The following is a 16,526-nucleotide window of genomic DNA, read 5'->3' on the forward strand; positions in this document are numbered from 1 at the left end:
GTCAAGCTCCTGTGGGGGTAAAGTAATTGCAGACGCAGCCGCGTTCATTGCGCACGATGTCGAAATCGATGTCGTACAGCGCCCGCAAGCGCTCCCCGGTCACGACCTCGTGCGCGGGGCCGGAAAAGCGTACGCTGCCGCCCTGCATGGCGACGATGTGGTCCGAATAGTTGGCGGCGAAATTGATGTCGTGAATCACCAGGATCACGGTGCGCCCGTGTTCGTCGCACAGGCGGCGCAGCGCGCGCATGATCTGCACGGCGTGTTTCATGTCCAGGTTGTTGAGCGGCTCGTCGAGCAGCAAGATATCGGTCTGCTGGGCTATCGTCATGGCCAGGAAAGCCATCTGGCGCTGGCCGCCGCTCAGTTCATCGACATACGCCAGGCGTAAATTGTCGAGCGACAGGAATGCGATGGCCTCGTCGATGGCTTGCCGGTCCTGCGCCGTCAGCGCGCCACGGCTGTAGGGAAAGCGGCCGAAGGCGACCAGCTCCTCCACCGTCAGGCGCAGGTTGAAATCGGGCGCCTGGCGCAGGGTGGCCACTTGCCGCGCATAGTCCTTGACCTTGATGTGCGCGATGCTGCGCCCGCCGATCGTGATATCGCCGCTGCTCGGCTCCAGCAGGCGCGCGATGAGCATCAGCAAGGTGGTCTTGCCGGCACCGTTGGGACCGATCAGGGACGTCACCTGTCCCTTGGGGAACTGCGCGCTGACGTTGGCCAGCACGCTTTTGGCGCCATAGGTTTTGGCGATATGTTTGACGTGGATCATGCTGTGCCTCGGGTGCGGACCATGAGCGCAAGGAAATACGCGCCACACACCAGGTTGACGAGGATGCCGACGGTGGTCCGGTAATTGAAAACGTGCTCGACCAGCAGCTGGGCGAGCAAGAAGATGGCGATGGCGATGGCGCATCCCAGCGGCAAGGTGACGCGGTGGCGCGCCGTGCGGGCCAGCGCATACGTCGTGTTCGCCACGAAGATGCCCATGAAGGCCGTCGGCCCCAGCAGGCTGGTCGACACCGCCACGAGCACGGCGATCAGCGCCAGCTGCAGCCGCACCATGCGCCGGTAATCGACGCCGAGCGAGATCGCCTGCTCGCGCCCCAGCGCCAGCACGTCGAGCGCCGGCAAGGTCCTGAAGGCCACCAGGCAGGCGGCGCCCACCAGCAGCGCCGATGCCAGCAGTTGCCCGGGCTGCGCCCTGTTGAACGATGCCTGGCTAAAACCTTGCAAAATGGCAAATTCACCGGGACTGATGCGCAGCTGGATGAACTGGGTGAACGTGCCGAGCACCATGGTCAGGACAAACCCCAGCAGCAGCAGGAAATACACATTGTTCTTGCCATCACGGAACAGCCAATAGTGGATGGCCCAGGAATAGGCGAGCATCAGGGCGATGGACAACATGAAATTGCCGTCCTGCCCCAGCAGCAGCACGCTGTGCATGCCCATCGCGAGAACCAGCAGCGACTGCAGCAGCACATACACGGCCTCATAGCCCATGACGGCCGGCGTCAGGATACGGTTGCCGGCGATGGTCTGGAACACGATGGACGAGACAGCCACGCAGACGCCGCCGATGACGATGGCGGCCAGCCGCGCCAGCCGTTTCGGGATGATGTAAGCGAAGTCCAGATTCGCGCCGAGGAAGAGGAAAGCCAGCGCCAGCACGGCAACGGCCAGCCAGAGCGCCTGCCGCTTGAGCATGCGCTTCATCGCCGCCCCCGGATGATCAGCACGAGGAACAGCACGCCGCCCACGCCGCCCGCCGTCAGGCCGATCGGCACTTCGAACGGGTAGATCAGCAATCGCCCTGCGATGTCGCAGGCCAGCAGCAGCGCGGCGCCGCCCAGCGCCACGATGGGCAGGGTGCGCGCCAGGTTGTCGCCGTAGCGCAGCGCCACCAGATTGGGAATGGCCAGGCCGACGAACGGGATCGCCCCCACCGTGATCACCGTGGCCGCCACCGTGACGGCCACCAGCACCAGACCCAGCGCCACCGTGGCGCCATGGTTCAAGCCCAGGCTGGTAGCCATGCCCTCGCCCATGCCCAGCACGGTAAAGCGCTGCGCGTACAGGTATGTGAGGGCGACGATGGGCAGGACCAGATAGATGATTTCATAGTTGCCCTGGACGATCCGGGAAAAATCGCCGAGCAGCCAGCCCTGCATGCTTTGCAGGATATTGTTGCGGTAGGCATAGAACTCGGCCACGGCGCTGAGCACGCCGCCATACACGAGGCCGATGACGGGCACGAGTATCGTGTTCTTGAAGCGGATGCGGCGGATCAGGGCCACATACACGAGGCTGGCGGCAAGGCAGAACACCAGCGCGAACGCCATCTTGCCGGCCGCGCCCGCCGCGGGCGCGGCCGTCAGCGACACGAGGATGCCCAGCTTGGCCGCATCGAGGCCGCCCGACGTGGCCGGCTCGACGAATTTGTTGCGCACGATGTGCTGCAGGATGACGCCGCAGACGGACAGGCCCACGCCTGTCAGCACCAGCGCCGCCAGACGGGGCAAGCGGCTGGCCGTCAGGGTCAGCCAGGCATCGCCGGACAGCGCGTCGGACAGCGCAAACAGCTGCGTCCAGGCAATGTCCCGCGCCCCCACCAGCAGCGAAGCACAGCACAGCAGGAAGAACAGGAAAAGCAGACGCGCGCGTGTCAAATGCCGGACTCCGTTCCAGGCTGGCGCGCGGGCGCGGCGATGCGCCAGCCCTTGGCCGCCTGGCGCTGGGCCAGGAAATGCGCATACAGGCCGTTCTGCTCGCGCAGGACGTCCGGCGCGCCCTGCTCGCGGAGCGTGCCGCCCTCGAGCACGACGATCTGGTCGGCCATGGCCACCGTCGACAACTGGTGCGCGATGACGATCACGGTGCGCTTGCCGCGCAGCCGCGCCAGCGCTTCGGCGACGGCGGCCTGGTTTTCCGCGTCAAGCGCGGCCGTCGCTTCGTCGACGAGCAAAATCGGTGCATCCTTGACCAGCGCGCGGGCAATCGCGATACGCTGGCGCTCGCCCCCGGACAGGCGCGCGCCCCCCTCGCCCACAGGCGTAGCGAGGCCCTGCGGCAAGCGCGCGATGATCTCGGCCACGCCTGCCTGTCGCGCCGCCTCCAGCACTTGCGCATCGCTGGCGTCCGGCTTGCCGATGCGGATGTTGTCGCCGATGCTGCCCTGGAACAGATAACTGTCCTGGAAAATCTGGCTGATCTGGCCTGCCAATTGCTCGCTGGACATGGCACGCACATCGACGCCGCCCACCAGCAGCGCGCCCTGGCTGACGTCGAAGAAGCGCGCGATCAGCCGCACCAGGGTGGTCTTGCCGGAACCGGAAGCGCCGATCAGCGCCGTCATGCTGCCCGGTGCAATATGCAGATTGATGCCCGTCAATACGTCGGGCTGATCCTGTGCATAGCGGAAAGCCACGTCGCGCAGCTCGACCGCGCCATCGCGCGGCGCTTGCGGCGCGGCCGCTTCCGGCAGCGGCTGCACGGCGAGAATGGCGCGCGCCGCGTCAAGCTGGCCGCGCGCGCCGCGCAGCACTTCGCCATAGCTGGCCACTTCCTGCAGCGGATCGACAAGGCGCACCACCAGCAGCAACGCCACGATGACGGCAATGGCATCCTTCGCGTCGGCTGCACCGCCCAGCAGGCTGTTCAGCCACAGCGCGGCGGCGACCAGCAAGGCGGCGAAGATGGCTTGCACGGCCCACGCGTTGAGCACGGCCGACAGTGACGACAGGTAAATGAGCCGCGTACCCGAGGCGCGCTGCTCGTCGATGGCTTGCTGCAGGAAGCGCGTGCCGCCGCCCTCGCCGCTGCCGTCGCCATTGAAGGCGCGCAACACGGACTGCGCTTGCGCAAACTCAATCAGGCGCTGGCTGGTCTGGGCAAAATGCTGGTGGTAGGCGTCGTCGGCGCGCTGCCCCATATGCGCGGTAAGCCGCAAGGTGCCGGCCAGGATGGGCAGCGCCAACAGGGCGATCAGGCCCAGCTGCCAGTGCAGCACGAACAGCGCGGCGATCAGCACCACGGGCGTGACGGCACCGCAGATCAGCGGCGTCAGCACGTGCGCTGGCAGCTGGGCCACATTCATCATGCCTTGCGTGATGACATGGCCGAGACGCGCCGTGTTTTCCGGCGTGAACCAGCCGACAGGCAGGCGCGCCACGTGGTCGCCGAGGCGCTGGCGTGCGCCCCGCAAGACCGTCACGCCGACGCGCACGCCTGCCCTTTCCACCTGGCGCCGCCAGGCCCAGCAAGCCGCCAGCCCGGCCAGCAGCACGAGCAGCCACAGCGCCGCGCCCCCCGTATCGCCGGCCAGCAGCCGGCCCAGGGCCAGCACCAGCGCCGTGACGGTGAGCCCGCTGAGCAGGCCATAGGCAAGCGCCATCCACGCATAGCGGCGGAAGACGGGCGCATCATCGCCCAGCAATTGAATAAAAGTCTTCAGCATGACGGGTGCGCCTCTTCCTGGAATTCCTGATAGCCGCCCAGCGCCCACAGTTGCGCGTAGCGCCCCTGGTCGGCGAGCAAGGCGGCATGGCTGCCCTGCTCGACGATGGCGCCATGTTCGACGACGATGATGTGGTCGGCGTGCATGATGGTGTCGAGCCGGTGCGCGATCACCAGCAAGGTGCGGCCGCGGGCAAAGCGCGACAGCGCATCCTGGATCGCCACCTCGTTTTCGGCATCGGCCGCCGCCGTGGCTTCGTCGAGCACCAGCACGGCCGGATCGAGCAGCACGGCGCGGGCGATGCTCACGCGCTGCAGCTCGCCGCCCGACAATTGCGCGTCTTCGCCGATCACCGAGTCGTAGCCGCGCGGCAAGGCCAGGATGCGCTCATGGATGTTCGCCAGGCGCGCCGCTTGCTCCACCTCGTGCCCGCTGGCCGCCGGCCGGCCCAGCGCGATGTTCTCGCGCACGCTGGCGTGGATGAGGCGCACTTCCTGCAGCACGAAGCCGATGCGCCGGTACAGTTCGGACGTGGCGATGTGCCGCAGGTCGACGCCGCCCAGGGTGATGCGCCCTTGCGTCGGATCGAAAAAGCGCAGCAGCAGCCGCGCCAGGGTCGATTTACCGGACCCGGAAGCGCCGACGATGGCTGTGACCGTGCCGGGCTGCAAGGTAAAACGGATGTCCGACAGCACCTTGTTGTGTCCATCGTAGGCATAGCTGACGCCTTCCACGCAAATTTCCGTGCCAGCTGGCAGCTGCTGCTCGTCGGGCGCAGGCTGCGCCAGCACGGGCGTCTCGAGCAAGGCCAGCACGCGCTGGGCGGCGCCGGTGGCGTTGTTGAGGTCGTGCGTCAGATAGTGCAGCAGCAGCATCGGCGCGGACATGCCCGGCGCCACGAGGGCGAACGGCAGCACGTCGACGGGCGCCATCCAGCCCAGCACCACGAATACGGTGCCGGCGATCACCACCACGCCCAGCACGGCCACGGGTGCGATCAGGGCGTTGGCGTTGGCCATCGAGCCCACCAGCGGTCGCGTGAAGGCGGCAAAAGCGTCCGCAAACCCGTCGACGGCCGCGCGGTAGCTGCCGTGCGCGCGGCCCGTGGCACCAAACGCCTTGACCACGGGAATGCCGTTGACGAATTCCACCACCGCATTGTTGATGCGCCCCATGCCGGCGACGAATTGCTCCATATTGCCTGCGCTGGCCTTCATGGCCTTGCCGAAGAACAGGAAAAAGCCGGGAAAGGGCAGGATGGCGATGATGGCCATGCGCCAGTCCATGGCAAACAGGTAGAGCAGCGAAATCAGGATGGCGCCCACGGCGCGCCCCGTCGTCGTATAAAAATGCGCGGTGAGGCTGTGCAGGGTATTGATGTCGTCCTGCATCGCCTGCTTGACCTCGCCCGATGCCCGGCTGGTGAACCAGCCCAGCGGCACTTGCCCCAGGCGCTGCATGGCTTGCAGGCGCAGGTGGTGGGTGATGCGGTTGTCGGCCAGGTGCGCGGCCAGTTCGCCCAGCGCGAGCAGCGCCATGCCGGCGAACAGGCAAGCGACGCTGGCGAGGATGGTGGGCCAGATGTCGGCTGCCGACAGCGCTTCCGCAGGGACCAGGGCCATTCTTGCCAGGTGCGCGATGCCGGCCAGCGGCACCAGCGTGAGCATGCTGCCCACGCCGGCCAGCACGGCCGCGACGATCAGGCGCCCGCGTATGGGGCTCAATATCCGGCGGATCGGGCCGGCTTGTTTGGGTGCGGCCGGGGCCGCGTCATGGGTGCTCATGAAAAAAGGACAGGCATGGTGTCAAAAGAAAAGAGTGGCTCTCACCCTATATCCCGAACGAGAATGCCAAACCCTCAATCAGGCGCCGCATCCCATGCAAAAAACCTCAGGATGCGGCCTGCACGGTTACCCAGTAGCGCGTGCGCGCCAGGATCTGGATGGGCAAGGCCAGCGCCAGGTTGTGCAGGGCGCGGTCCGTGTCGCGCAGCGGGAAGACGCCGTTGACCTTCAGGGCGGCCACGGCCGGATCGCAGCGCAGCAGGCCGGGGCGGTAGCGGGCCAGTTCGGCGATCAGGGCATCGAGGCGCATGTCGTCGGCCACCAGCATGCCGCGCGCCCAGGCCGCGGCGCCGGCGGAGACGGGCGCCGCAGACTGCACGATGTCGGCCGAGAAGACGGCGCCCTGCCCCATGTCGATGCGCACGGGGCGGTCGGGCGCATGCGCGAGGCGCACCTCGACGGCGCCCTCGAACACGGCGACCCTCGACACGTGCTCTTCTTGCCGCAAGGTAAAACGCGTGCCCAGCGCCCGCACGGTGCCGTGGCGGCTTTGCACGCGGAAAGGCCGCTGCGCCGCATCGTGCGCCGTCGTGACGAGGATTTCGCCGGCCCGCAAGAGCAGCAGGCGCTCGCTGGCGTCGAAACGCACGTCGATGGCGGATGCCGAGGCCAGCATCACGCGCGTGCCGTCGGGCAGGATCATCTCGCGGATCTCGCCGGTGGCCGTGCTGTGGCCGGCCGTGGCGACTTGCCAGCTGTCCGTGCCGCGCAGCGCGTACGCCATGCCGCCCACTGGCAGGATCAGCGCCAGCAGTTTCAGGGCGCGGCGGCGGTTCAGGTGGGCGGCGGGCGCCGGCGCATGCAGCGCATGCCTGGCCGCGTCGCGCGGCACGCCGTGCAGCTTGCCCTCGAACGCCTGCAGGCGGCGCCAGGCAAGGTCATGATGCGGGTGGGCGGCGCGCCAGCGGGCACAGGCGACCTGGTCCGCGTTGCTGGCGTCATCGGACCACAGGCGGGCCATCCACTCGGCCGCCCGCTGGACGATGGCGGCATCGATGATGGCGCCATCGTCGCCAGTACGGCTGTCGGGCAGCGGCATGGCCATGCGGGCTCAGTGTCCCGGGCCGTGCAAGGCCTGGTAGCAGGCCAGCAAGCCGGCGGCGATGTATTTCTCGACGGACGAGACGGACACCTGGAGTTCGGCGGCGATGTCGCGGTAGCTCATGCCGTCCAGCTTGCACAGCAGCAAAGCCTTGCGCGCCTTCGCAGGCAGCTGCTGCAGCACGGCGTCGATTTCCGTCAGCGCCTCGAGCACCAGCGCGCGCTCTTCCTCGGACGGCGCCAGCGCCTCGGGCACGAGGGCCAGTACTTCCAGGTAGGCCGCCTCGATCTGGCGGCGCCGGTACAGGTCGATCACCATGCCGTTGGCGATCTGCGTCAGGTGACGGCGCGATTCCCCGGCCGGCGGCACGCGCCCCGTCTTCATCAGGTGCAGGTAGACATCGTGCGCCAGGTCGGCCGCATCGAAGGCATTGCCCAGCTTGCGGCGCAGCAAGCCCCGCAGCCAGCTATGGTGGTCGGTGTACAGACTGCTGACTTGTTGCTGAAGCGCTAACTCGGCGGTGCCCACGATACCCTTCCTGTTGCCATGGCCACCGTATGATGGCGCATCGAATTATAAATGAGAATTATTCTCATTATATACGGAAGCACAAGATCGCCGCAACCGGGCGACTGCGGGCACGTCAATCCGCAAGCCATCGGCGCCCCATCAGCAGGCGATAAAAAACCCTGCAAACCAGGGATTTGCAGGGTTCATTGACGCCCCATGCCCAGGCAGGGGGCTAGCGTCGGGAATTAGACGTTGAACAGGAAGTTCAGCACGTCGCCATCCTTGACCACGTATTCCTTGCCCTCGGCGCGCATCTTGCCCGCTTCCTTGGCACCCGCTTCGCCCTTGTAGGCGATGAAGTCGTCATAGGCGATGGTTTGCGCGCGGATGAAGCCGCGTTCGAAGTCTGTGTGGATCACGCCGGCCGCCTGTGGCGCCGTGGCGCCGACGGGGATGGTCCAGGCGCGCACTTCCTTCACGCCCGCCGTGAAGTAGGTTTGCAGGCCCAGCAGCTTGTAGCCGGCGCGGATCAGGCGGTCCAGGCCTGGCTCTTCCATGCCCATGTCGGCCAGGAAAGCGCCCTTGTCGGCATCGTCGAGGTCGGCGATTTCCGCTTCCAGTGCCGCGCAGATGGCGACGATAGGCGCGTTTTGCGATTGCGCATAGGCCGTCAGCTGGTCCAGCAGCGGGTTGTTGGTGAAACCCGTGTCGGACACGTTGGCCACGAACATGGCCGGCTTGGCCGTGATCAGGCACAAAGGCTTGATCAGCTCCATTTCGTCGGCGTCCAGGCCCATCGCGCGCACCGGTTTGGCGTCGTTCAGGTAAGGCATCATGCGTTCCATGATGGCCAGCAGCTTGGCCGCGTCCTTGTCGCCCGAACGGGCTTTCTTGTTTTCGCGGTGGATGGCTTTTTCCACGGTGCCCATGTCGGCCAGCGCCAGTTCGGTCTGGATGACTTCGATGTCGTCGAGCGGGTTGATCTTGCCGGCCACGTGGATGACGTTGTCATCTTCGAAGCAGCGCACGACGTTGACGATGGCGTCCGTTTCGCGGATATGCGACAGGAACTGGTTGCCCAGGCCCTCGCCCTTCGATGCACCGGCCACCAGGCCGGCGATGTCGACGAATTCCACGATGGCGTTGACCATGCGTTCCGGCTTGACGATCGCGGCCAGCGCATCCATGCGTGGATCCGGCACTTCGACGACGCCGACGTTCGGCTCGATGGTGCAGAACGGATAGTTTTCAGCCGGAATGCCGGCTTTCGTCAGTGCATTGAACAGGGTGGACTTGCCGACGTTCGGCAAGCCGACGATACCGCATTGGAGACTCATGGAAAACCTTTAATAATCAAAGCACATGGCGCCGTCTATCGGCGTGCTTGCCGTGCTGTTAGGGAAACGGGGCGATTGCTCACCATTTTCCGGGGATAGTGCGTATGCTGCATTTCAAGGGGTCAATTGTACCCGTGTCACGCGCGCTTCAAAAGCCTGATGATGGCCAAACGACGCCTATGCAGGCGCATCGTGTTGTCATCAGGCCGTATGCAGCTTCATCGTCGCCGCCTCGAACTTGCCGTCGACAATCAGCGGCATGACTTGCAGGGACTTCTCGATGGCTTGCTCGATCAGCTCCTGGTCTTCGCGGCGCGGACGGTGCAGCACGAAATCGGCCACCTGCTGCTGCAGGCTCAGGGTGCGCGGATGGCCGATGCCGAGGCGCAAGCGCCAGTAATCCTGCGTGCCCAGCGCGGCCGTGATGTCCTTCAAGCCATTGTGGCCGCCGGCCGAGCCGCCCTTCTTCAGGCGCGCGATGCCCGGCATCAGGTCGAGTTCATCGTGCACCACCAGCACTTCATCGGCGGCAATCTTGAAGAAACGCGCCAGCGCGCCCACGGACTGGCCCGAGCGGTTCATGAAAGTCAGCGGTTCGAGCAGCCAGACTTCGTTGCCGCCAATCGACGTTTTCGCCAGCATGGCGTTGTAGCGCGAATCGCGCTGCAAGCGCGTGCCGGGCAAGCTGTTGGCAAGGTTGTCCACCAGCCAGAAGCCGGCATTGTGGCGGGTTTGTTCGTACTCGGGTCCCGGATTGCCGAGGCCGACGATCAGGCGTATGGGCATGGCTGTGTCTGCAGTGTAAAAACGTATTATCGGTGAAAACGGGCGGAAAAAAACCCGCCGGGACGAACCAGGCGGGTTTTTCCTTGCGACTACCGCATGACTGCGGCGGCAGAATTACTTCTTGTCAGCAACAACTTCAGCAGCAGCGGCTTCAGCAGCAACATGGCCAGCCGGTACCGAAGCGGTAGCGATGGTCAGGTTGGCGCCGTGGGTGACAGCGGTCACGCCAGCTGGCAGGACCAGGTCGCCGACGTGCAGCGAGTGACCGACGTCGATGTTCGACAGGTCAACGTTGATGAATTCTGGCAGTTGGCCTGGCAGGCACGAAACTTCGATTTCGTTGGCAACGTGGCTGATGGTCGCGCCATGCAGTTTGACTGCTGGGGAAACGTCAGCGTTGATGAAGTGCAGAGCAACTTTCACGTGGATAGCTTGCTTAGCGTCAACGCGCTGGAAGTCAGCGTGCAGAACCAGTTGTTTGTATGCGTGGACTTGGAAGTCGCGCAACAAAACTTGCTGGGAAACGCCGTCGATTTCCAGGTCCAGGATGGACGAGTGGAAAACTTCTTTTTTCAACGCGTGGTACAGGGCGTTGTGATCCAGCGAGATCAGCACCGGGGCTTCAGCGCCACCGTAGACGATACCAGGGGTTTGGCCGGAAATGCGCAGGCGGCGGCTCGCTCCGGAACCTTGCAATTCGCGTTTAAATGCGATAACTTTCATGTGAAACTCCAAGAAGAACAAGGCTTGCGCCTTGTGTTATGAAGACTCCCGCGACCAGGAATCCTCGAAAATGGGCGCATATGCGCCCCGAAAACTAAAACACTGCGGCGCAACAGGCAAAAAGCCGGTCGCGCCGCAGGCATTACGTCTGTTTCTGTTTACCGAATTAATCGATAAAGAGGGAAATAACCGAATCACCCTTGATGATGCGCTTGAACGTCTCGGCCAGCAGCGGCGCGCACGTCAATTGACGGATCTTGCCGCAGGCCAGGGCCGCTTCGGACAGGGGAATCGTGTCGGTCACGACCAGCTCATCGAGTGGCGAAGCCGAAATACGGTCGATCGCCGGGCCGGACAGCACCGCGTGCGTGCAATACGCCACGACTTTTTTCGCGCCGCGCTCTTTGAGCACTTCGGCAGCCTTGGTCAGGGTGCCTGCCGTGTCGACCATGTCATCCATGATCACGCAGTTGCGGCCTTCGACTTCACCGATGATGTTCATCACTTCGGACACGTTCGCTTTTGGACGACGCTTGTCGATGATGGCCAGGTCGCAGCCCAGGCGTTTTGCCAGGGCGCGCGCACGTACCACACCGCCGACGTCCGGCGACACGACCAGCAGATCCTGGTAGTTTTTCTTTTGCAGGTCGCCCAGCAAAATTGGCGAAGCGTAGATGTTATCGACAGGAATATCGAAGAAACCTTGGATTTGGTCGGCGTGCAGATCCATGATCAGGACGCGCTCGACACCGGCTTCTTCCAGCATGTTCGCCACCACCTTGGCCGAAATCGCCACACGCGCGGAGCGTGGACGGCGGTCTTGGCGGGCGTAGCCGAAGTAGGGAATCGCGGCGGTGATGCGGCCAGCGGAAGCACGTTTCAAGGCATCAACCATCAGCATGATTTCCATCAAGCTGTCGTTGGTTGGAGCACAGGTGGATTGCAAAACAAAAACATCCTTGCCGCGCACGTTTTCGTTAATCTCGACCATTACTTCGCCGTCAGAGAATTTCGAAACGTTTGCTTTACCGAGAGGGATGCCGAGGTTTTTTGCGACCCCCTCTGCTAACGCTGGATTCGCGTTGCCGGTAAAAACCATCAGGTTTTCGTAAGCCATGGGAGTCCCAAGAGGTGATATAGAAGTCTTGAAAAGCACTAACCGGGCATAGGCCCGGTCAGTCATTGTTTAGAATATGCCGCGTGGCGACATATCTGCTTTTTCCCGTACTGGACGCTAACTTCGCATCGACAGACTACGGTGAAATGGGTGGCAGGGGAAGAAGGATTCGAACCTTCGCATGCTGGAATCAAAATCCAGTGCCTTAACCAGCTTGGCGATTCCCCTACGCAACTGACTGCTTGCCGTCATGTTGGCCAGTATTATACCGACTATTTGACGCTAAGCAAAATCTTTTTTTGCTGCTTACTTTAATTCACAACACCGTGAGCATCGGGTGGCGATTTAGCGCTTTTGCCTTCCAGGCTACCCAGACCGGTGGCACATTGCTGAGCACCGCATCTGCTTCTTCCGCACTGGAAAACGCACTAAATACACAAGCACCGGAACCAGTCATCCTGGCCTCACCGTAAGCACCCAGCCATTCTACCGCATCTGCTACCGGCTTGAAAAGACTGCATGCCACTTGCTGTAAATCATTTTTACCGAACCCGCCCGCATCGTTTCCTTCTGCGAGGTGCCTGGAAAAGTCCGCTATTGTGACGGCTTCGGTATTCCTCGTCAAGCCTTCCGCGCAAAAAATTGCCGCGGTGGGCACTTGCACGCCCGGCTCGATCACCACATACCAGCATTCGGGCGTGGCGACGGGCTGCAAGGCCTCCCCCACGCCTTCGGCAAACGCGTTCTCGCCAAAGATGAAAAACGGGATATCGGCGCCCAGCGGCAAGCCCAGCGCCATCAATTCCTCGCGCGTCAATCCCGCCTGCCACAGGCGGTTCAGCGCCATCAGGGCCGTGGCCGCATCGGACGAGCCGCCGCCAAGGCCGCCGCCCATGGGCAGCACCTTGTCGATGGCGATGTCTACGCCGCGCGGCAAGGCGCCCGTGCGGCGCAGCACTTCCGCCTGCAGCAGCTGCGCGGCACGGATGATCAGGTCCTGCTCTTCCGGCACGCCGGCCAGCGCCGTCACGCGGCGTATCGCCGTATCGTCGCGCAGCGCGAAATGCAGGGTGTCGCCATGGTCGAGCAACTGGAACACCGTCTGCAGCAGGTGGTAGCCGTCGGCGCGGCGGCCGTTGACGTGCAGAAATAAGTTCAGCTTGGCCGGGGCCGGGCAATTGTTCAGGGTCGTCAGTGTCATGGTGCGGGTGCGGAGGGAGCGGGATCGAGCACGATGCGCAGCGACACGGCGTCGGCCTGGGCGCTGGCATTGCGTTCGGCATCGATACGCCGCGGTTGGGGCAAGCTGCCCGGTGCATTGTCGGACGCATTTTGCCCTACTTCCTGCCACGACACATAGCGCAGGCGCCAGCCATCCTTGGTCGTCACGCTGTCGTTGGCCGGCGAAGCGACGAAGCGCTTGCCGTCGGCGCCCACGGCATAGCCCTGCAGCCAGTCGCGCAAGCCCGATACGGGCAGGGACCAGCCCAGCATCTGCGCGCTCAGGGCATCGACGTCGGGCGCGCGGCGCGGCGCCTTGCCGCTCTGCGTCAGCACGGCCTCGTGCGGCGTGACGGCGATGGTGGCCAGGGTGCTGCCCACGGGCGAGTACAGGGTCACGTCCGTGCGCTGCGCCGTCTGCTGCCAGTTGAAATTGACGGTGGCCGATTCAGGCTTGTCCTCCTTCTGGTACACGACGTTCAAACGGCCCGTCAGCTCCACCTGCTCGCGGTAAGGCGCGACAGCCTTGCCCGATGGCGCGGCGCCGGACGAGAAGGGCGAGGTCAGGGTCGAGCAGGCCGACAGGGCCAGGCAGAGAGCGGAGAGCGCAAGGAGATTTTTTGGCATGGGCACAAGGAAAAACCAGCGCCATGGCGCTGGTTTGATAGTTGAGTTAATCGATTCGATCACAAGCTGACATTCAGGCGCGCCAGGGTGCTTTTCAGCGCATCGTTTTTCGGATCCTTGCCTTGCGCCTCGCGCCACAGCTTCTGTGCCTCGTCCTTCTCGCCCTTCTGCCACAGCACTTCGCCCAGGTGGACGGCGATTTCCGGATCGCTGCGCACGGCGTAGGCGCGGCGCAGCGCGTTTTCCGCCGCGGCCAGGTTGCCCATGCGGAACTGTACCCAGCCCATGCTGTCCATGATGAACGGGTCGCCTGGCGCCATCTGCAAGGCCTTTTCGATCAGGGCGTGGGCTTCCGGCAAGCGGATGCCGCGCTCGGCCAGCGAGTAGCCGAGCGCGTTATACGCGTGCTGGTTGTCCGGCGCCAGCGCCATCACGCGACGCAGGCTCGCTTCCATCAAGTCCAGTTTATCCAGGCGCTCGGCCAGCAGGGCATAGTCGTACAGCAGTTCCGGGTTGTCGGGGAAGCGCAGCAAGGCGTTTTCCAGCACCGTGTAGGCGCTTTGCACATAGCCGGCGTCGCGCAGGAATTGCGCGTCGACCAGCAGCACCTGCGCCTGGCTTGCCGGGTCGTCCGTTTCGATTTCCGACAGCGCCTTGCGCGCCGCATCGAGATTGCCGCCACGGGCGATCAGTTGTGCGCGGCGCAAACGGGCATCGACATAGCCGGCCGAGGCGCTGTTGTCGACCTTGTCCAGCCAGGCGATGGCGCCGGCCATGTCGCCGCGCGTTTCGGCAATCTGCGACAGTATCATCAGGGCCTTGAACGGATCGCGCGCGTCGCCGGGGGTTTTCTCGAGCACGGCCAGGAAGCGCTTGAAGTACTGCTCGGCGCCCTTGGTGTCTTCCAGCTGCAACGCCACGATGCCGAGCGCATACAGGGCGGCCACGTTATCGGGCTGGCTTTTCAGCAGCAGCAGGAATTGATCGCGCCCCGGTTCGAGCTGCTTCTGTTCGACCAGCAGGCGCGCATAGGCGGCGCGCACTTCGACCGCGTCCGGATTCTTTTCCAGGAAGGCGGCCAGCACCTTGCCTGCCGCCTCGGGCTCGCCCGTCACCTGCGCCAGGGTCAGCGCGGCCAGCTCGGAATTGGGCTTGATGGCCAGCGCCTTGTTCGCTTCGCCGATGGCGCGCTCACGCTCGCCGATCGACAGGGCGCCCTGCGCCAGCACCAGGTGCGCCTCGAACATGTCCAGGTAGGGCTGTACCAGGCGCGTCACCATCGAGTACGCATACAGCTTGTCGTTCGAGCGCGAGAGGATCTGCTGCATCTGGAACAGGGCCACGCCGCGCGCGCCGGGCGGCGCATTGGCCAGGCGCTCGGCGAAAATCGGCTCGGCTTCCTCGATCTTGTCGGTCAGGACGACGAAACCGAGGAAGAACTGGGTCGCCTCGTCGGATTCGGGCGCCAGTTCGCGCCACAGGCGGATGGCAGCCAGCGCCTCGCCGCCCTGCTTGGCCGCCAGCGCCATTTCGGACGCGCGGCGCGCCAGGCGCGGGTCGCGCGTCTGCTGCGCCGCCACCATCATGGTCACGTACGGCCCCTGCCACTGGCCGCTCTTGAATTCCATTTCCGCGCGCGTCAGCTTGTACAGCAGGTCGCTGCTCAATTCGACCTTGGGCAAGCCGTCCGCCTTGGCGCCCTCGCTGGATTCGGCACCCGCTTCCTGCGGCGCGGCGGGTGCGGCCGCAGAGGGGCTGGCCGCGGCATCGGCAGGGGCGACAGGCGTCTGCGCCATGGCATGCGTGGCCATCAGGGCGGACAAGGTTACAATGGCGAAAGCGTTTTTCAAAGGCTGATCCTGGCTATACGGCAAAGTTTGATTCTACGCCCAACCCGATCATTGCGTACTTCACGTATGTAACGAAATATATACGTCAGCGTGAGGCAAGGTGTACGGGCCCGCCGCCGGCCTGCAATCCAGCTGTTTTTGACCCAGTTTCCATACGTCCGAGCCCTATGCCAGAATTGCCAGAAGTCGAAGTCACACGGCGCGGTGTCGCGCCCCATCTCGAAGGACGCGCCGTGCGCTCCGTCGTGCTGCGCCGCGACGGCCTGCGCTGGCCCTTCCCTCCCGCCCTGGGCGAGCAATTGTCGGGCCAGACCATCGGCCTGACGGGGCGGCGCGGCAAATACCTGCTGATCCACTTCCGCCACGGCACCCTGATCATCCACCTGGGCATGTCGGGCCACCTGCGCGTGCTGCCAGCTGGCACCGAGGCGCAAAAGCACGACCATTTCGACCTCGTCGTGGAAGACGCGGACGGCGCCAGCCAGGTGCTGCGCATGACGGATCCGCGCCGCTTCGGCGCCGTGCTGTGGCACGACGAGGCCGACGGCCCGCTCGACAGCCACGTGCTGCTGCGCGGCCTGGGCACGGAACCGCTGGAGGGCGGCTTCACGGGCCAGTTGCTGTTCGAGAAAACGCGCAACAAGGGCAGCAGCATCAAGCAGGTGCTGATGGCGGGCGACATCGTCGTCGGCGTGGGCAATATCTACTGTTCCGAAAGCCTGTTCCGCGCCGGGATCAACCCGAAGACGCCAGCCAAGCGCATCGGCCTGGCGCGCTATGAGAAACTGGCGCAGGCGATCCGCGACGTGCTGGCCGAAGCCATCGTGCAAGGCGGCAGCACCCTGCGCGACTTCATCGGCGTAAACGGCCAGTCCGGCTACTTCCAGCAGACGTATTTCACGTACAACCGCACGGGCAAGCCATGCCGCGTGTGCGGCGCGCCGATCCGGCAAATCGTGCAGGGCCAGCGGTCCACGTTTTACTGCGTGCATTGCCAAAAGTAAGTCACT

At 64.4% G+C, this 16,526-nt stretch carries 15 protein-coding genes and 1 tRNA gene; 1 reads left to right on the forward strand and 15 read right to left on the reverse strand.

All coding sequences use genetic code 11. The features are described from left to right. Position 1: 1 nt before the first annotated feature. The 15 genes from YQ44_RS24580 to YQ44_RS24650 form a co-directional block, all read right to left on the reverse strand. Entirely contained in the window at positions 2 to 772 is a 771-nt protein-coding gene (locus tag YQ44_RS24580) for an iron ABC transporter ATP-binding protein (protein ID WP_071325620.1), read from the reverse strand. Then, positions 769 to 1,719 (reverse strand): iron chelate uptake ABC transporter family permease subunit, encoded by a 951-nt coding sequence (locus YQ44_RS24585; protein ID WP_071325621.1) that lies wholly within the window; start codon positions 1,717 to 1,719, stop codon positions 769 to 771. The genes YQ44_RS24580 and YQ44_RS24585 overlap by 4 nt, the downstream gene beginning before the upstream one ends. Next, a complete protein-coding gene (locus tag YQ44_RS24590; protein ID WP_071325622.1) occupies positions 1,716 to 2,672 on the reverse strand; it encodes an ABC transporter permease in 957 nt (318 codons plus the stop codon). The genes YQ44_RS24585 and YQ44_RS24590 overlap by 4 nt, the downstream gene beginning before the upstream one ends. Continuing rightward, positions 2,669 to 4,459: an ABC transporter ATP-binding protein gene (locus tag YQ44_RS24595; protein WP_071325623.1), complete on the reverse strand. Its 1,791-nt coding sequence runs from the start codon at positions 4,457 to 4,459 to the stop codon at positions 2,669 to 2,671. Before YQ44_RS24595 ends, YQ44_RS24590 begins: the two co-directional genes overlap by 4 nt. Next, entirely contained in the window at positions 4,453 to 6,243 is a 1,791-nt protein-coding gene (locus YQ44_RS24600) for an ABC transporter ATP-binding protein (RefSeq protein WP_071325624.1), read from the reverse strand. The genes YQ44_RS24595 and YQ44_RS24600 overlap by 7 nt, the downstream gene beginning before the upstream one ends. Before the next feature lie 106 nt (positions 6,244 to 6,349). Beyond that, complete coding sequence (locus tag YQ44_RS24605) at positions 6,350 to 7,348, reverse strand: FecR domain-containing protein (RefSeq protein ID WP_156894974.1); 999 nt, start codon at positions 7,346 to 7,348, stop codon at positions 6,350 to 6,352. A gap of 6 nt (positions 7,349 to 7,354) precedes the next feature. Further along, positions 7,355 to 7,873 (reverse strand): sigma-70 family RNA polymerase sigma factor, encoded by a 519-nt coding sequence (locus YQ44_RS24610; protein WP_071325625.1) that lies wholly within the window; start codon positions 7,871 to 7,873, stop codon positions 7,355 to 7,357. A gap of 227 nt (positions 7,874 to 8,100) precedes the next feature. Further along, a complete protein-coding gene (gene ychF / locus YQ44_RS24615) occupies positions 8,101 to 9,192 on the reverse strand; it encodes a redox-regulated ATPase YchF (protein WP_071325626.1) in 1,092 nt (363 codons plus the stop codon). A 201-nt stretch (positions 9,193 to 9,393) separates the two neighbouring features. Beyond that, entirely contained in the window at positions 9,394 to 9,978 is a 585-nt protein-coding gene (gene pth, locus YQ44_RS24620) for an aminoacyl-tRNA hydrolase (protein WP_071325627.1), read from the reverse strand. A 114-nt stretch (positions 9,979 to 10,092) separates the two neighbouring features. Continuing rightward, positions 10,093 to 10,701, reverse strand: a complete 609-nt coding sequence (locus tag YQ44_RS28465; RefSeq protein ID WP_034753273.1) for a 50S ribosomal protein L25/general stress protein Ctc — start codon at positions 10,699 to 10,701, stop codon at positions 10,093 to 10,095. Between the two features lie 166 nt (positions 10,702 to 10,867). Continuing rightward, positions 10,868 to 11,818 (reverse strand): ribose-phosphate pyrophosphokinase, encoded by a 951-nt coding sequence (locus YQ44_RS24630; protein WP_034753270.1) that lies wholly within the window; start codon positions 11,816 to 11,818, stop codon positions 10,868 to 10,870. 151 nt (positions 11,819 to 11,969) lie between these two features. Beyond that, positions 11,970 to 12,046 (reverse strand) — tRNA-Gln (locus YQ44_RS24635). 88 nt (positions 12,047 to 12,134) lie between these two features. Beyond that, complete coding sequence (ispE, locus tag YQ44_RS24640) at positions 12,135 to 13,019, reverse strand: 4-(cytidine 5'-diphospho)-2-C-methyl-D-erythritol kinase (protein ID WP_071325629.1); 885 nt, start codon at positions 13,017 to 13,019, stop codon at positions 12,135 to 12,137. Then, the gene (locus YQ44_RS24645; RefSeq protein ID WP_071325630.1) at positions 13,016 to 13,666 is read right to left on the reverse strand and encodes an outer membrane lipoprotein LolB; all 651 of its coding nucleotides are present in this window, start codon (positions 13,664 to 13,666) and stop codon (positions 13,016 to 13,018) included. Before YQ44_RS24645 ends, ispE begins: the two co-directional genes overlap by 4 nt. A gap of 59 nt (positions 13,667 to 13,725) precedes the next feature. Then, a complete protein-coding gene (locus tag YQ44_RS24650; protein WP_071325631.1) occupies positions 13,726 to 15,516 on the reverse strand; it encodes a tetratricopeptide repeat protein in 1,791 nt (596 codons plus the stop codon). Positions 15,517 to 15,683: 167 nt separating this feature from the next. Between YQ44_RS24650 and mutM the strand changes: the two genes are divergently transcribed. Next, the gene (gene mutM, locus YQ44_RS24655; RefSeq protein ID WP_071325632.1) at positions 15,684 to 16,520 is read left to right on the forward strand and encodes a bifunctional DNA-formamidopyrimidine glycosylase/DNA-(apurinic or apyrimidinic site) lyase; all 837 of its coding nucleotides are present in this window, start codon (positions 15,684 to 15,686) and stop codon (positions 16,518 to 16,520) included. Positions 16,521 to 16,526 lie beyond the last annotated feature (6 nt).

The organism is Janthinobacterium sp. 1_2014MBL_MicDiv (assembly GCF_001865675.1).
GTDB lineage: Bacteria > Pseudomonadota > Gammaproteobacteria > Burkholderiales > Burkholderiaceae_D > Janthinobacterium.